The sequence below is a fragment of the Peptoniphilus sp. HMSC062D09 genome (assembly GCF_001811425.1).
Taxonomy (GTDB): domain Bacteria; phylum Bacillota; class Clostridia; order Tissierellales; family Peptoniphilaceae; genus Peptoniphilus_A.
Map to the genome: position 1 here is coordinate 1 of NZ_KV804689.1, position 2,586 is coordinate 2,586.

Here is a 2,586-nt window from a genome sequence, read left to right on the forward strand (position 1 = left end):
GAACCATAACAACTTAAAAACTAATCAAAATTTCTTAAAAAACAATTAAACTGGAAATAAACAGAAATGTTTATTAACAAAGGTCAAGTTAAAAAGAGCACTAGGAGAATGCCTAGGCACCAAGAGGCGAAGAAGGACGCGATAAGCTGCGAAAAGCTACGGTAAGGAGCAAATATCTAATGACCCGTAGATGTCCGAATGGGGAAACCCACCTCGAAGAGGTATCCTATAGCCAATCCATAACTATAGGAAGCGAACCAGGTGAACTGAAACATCTAAGTAACCTGAGGAAAAGAAAGAAAACTCGATTCCCCAAGTAGCGGCGAGCGAACAGGGAAGAGCCCGAAGTGTAAAAAGAGAAAATAGCCAGCCGAATCCTCTGGGAAGAAGAACCAAAGAAGGTAAGAGTCCTGTAGGCGAAAGCGAAAATATCCGACACAAAAGAGTACCACGGAACACGAGAAATTCAGTGGGAACATGGGGGGACCACCCCCTAAGGCTAAATACTACTTGGTGACCGATAGCGAACAAGTACCGTGAGGGAAAGGTGAAAAGAACCCCGAGAGGGGAGTGAAAAAGAATCTGAAACCTAGTGTTTACAAGCAGCGAAAGTGGCATAAGCCACGATCGTGTACTTTTTGTAGAACGGGCCAGCGAGTTACGATTATTAGCAAGGTTAAACATTAAAGATGTGGAGCCGCAGCGAAAGCGAGTCTAAAAAGGGCAGAAGTTAATAGTCGTAGACCCGAAACCGTGTGATCTATCCATGGGCAGAGTGAAGTTGAAGTAAAATTCAATGGAGGCTCGAACCGGGTAGCGTTTAAAAGCTATCGGATGACCTGTGGATAGGGGTGAAAAGCCAAACGAACACGGAGATAGCTGGTTCTCCTCGAAATAGCTTTAGGGCTAGCCTCTAGTGTAAATGTGAAAAGGGGGTAGAGCACTGAATGGTCGCGGGGCATGCATATGTTACCAAGACCTATCAAACTCCGAATACCATATCACACACTAGGGAGTCAGACTATGTGGGATGAGCTTCATAGTCGAAAGGGAAAGAGCCCAGACCATCAGCTAAGGTCCCAAAATTATAGTTAAGTGGGAAAGGATGTGGAGTTACTGAGACAACTAGGATGTTGGCTTAGAAGCAGCCACTCATTCAAAGAGTGCGTAATAGCTCACTAGTCAAGTGACTCTGCGCCGAAGATAACCGGGGCTAAACTATATACCGAAGCTATGGAACGAATAACGTTGGTAGAGGAGCAATGTATGGAGGAAGAAGCAGAAGCCGTAAGGCACTGTGGACACCATACAAGAGAGAATGCTGGCATGAGTAGCGAGAGGTGAGTGAGAATCTCACCCGTCGAAAACCCAAGGATTCCTGAGCAAGGCTCGTCCACTCAGGGTAAGTCGGGACCTAAGGCGAGGCTGAAAAGCGTAGTCGATGGACAACAGGTGGAAATTCCTGTACCGATACAATCGCAATAAAGGAAGTGGGGACGCAGGAGGAAAGTAAGAGCGCCCAGTTGGTGAGGCGTGCAAGCGCAAAGTCTGGAAAGTAGGCAAATCCGCTTTCCATTAAGGATGAAGCGTGATGCGGATCGAAAACAAGTAGAGAAGCTTACAGACCCACACTGCCAAGAAAAGCCACTACAAGAGAAGTATCGCCCGTACCGTAAACCGACACAGGTAGGTGAGGAGAGAATCCTAAGACGAGCGGAAAAACCTTTGTTAAGGAACTCGGCAAAATGACCCCGTAACTTCGGGAGAAGGGGAGCCCCTGTAAAAGGGGGCCGCAGTGAAAAGGCCCAAGCGACTGTTTACCAAAAACACAAGTTTCTGCAAAGTCGAAAGACGAAGTATAGGAGCTGACACCTGCCCGGTGCTGGAAGGTTAAGGGAAAAAGTTAGCGCAAGCGAAGCTTAGAACTGAAGCCCCAGTAAACGGCGGCCGTAACTATAACGGTCCTAAGGTAGCGAAATTCCTTGTCGGGTAAGTTCCGACCCGCACGAAAGGTGTAACGATTTGGGCACTGTCTCAACAAAGGATCCGGTGAAATTGTAGTAGCGGTAAAGATGCCGCTTACCCACGACAGGACGGAAAGACCCCGTGGAGCTTTACTGTAGGCTGAGATTGAATTTTGGGATTAAATGTACAGAATAGGTGGGAGGCTAAGAAATAGGTACGCCAGTATCTATGGAGCCACCGTTGGGATACCACTCTTTTAATGCTAGAATTCTAACCTACCCCCATGAATCTGGGGAAGGGACACTCTCAGTTGGACAGTTTGACTGGGGCGGTCGCCTCCGAAAGAGTAACGGAGGCGCTCAAAGGTTCCCTCAGCACGGATGGAAATCGTGCGAAGAGTGCAAAGGCAGAAGGGAGCTTAACTGCGAGACCAACAAGTCGAGCAGATGCGAAAGCAGGACTTAGTGATCCGGTGGTACCGAGTGGAAGGGCCATCGCTCAACGGATAAAAGCTACCCCGGGGATAACAGGCTTATCTCCCCCAAGAGTCCACATCGACGGGGAGGTTTGGCACCTCGATGTCGGCTCGTCTCATCCTGGGGCTGAAGTAGGTCCCAAGGG

The 2,586-nt window shown here is 48.3% G+C and carries 1 rRNA gene; it reads left to right on the forward strand.

The features are described 5' to 3' along the window. Positions 1 to 81: 81 nt before the first annotated feature. Positions 82 to 2,586 (forward strand): 23S ribosomal RNA (locus HMPREF2801_RS01555); the annotation flags it as partial.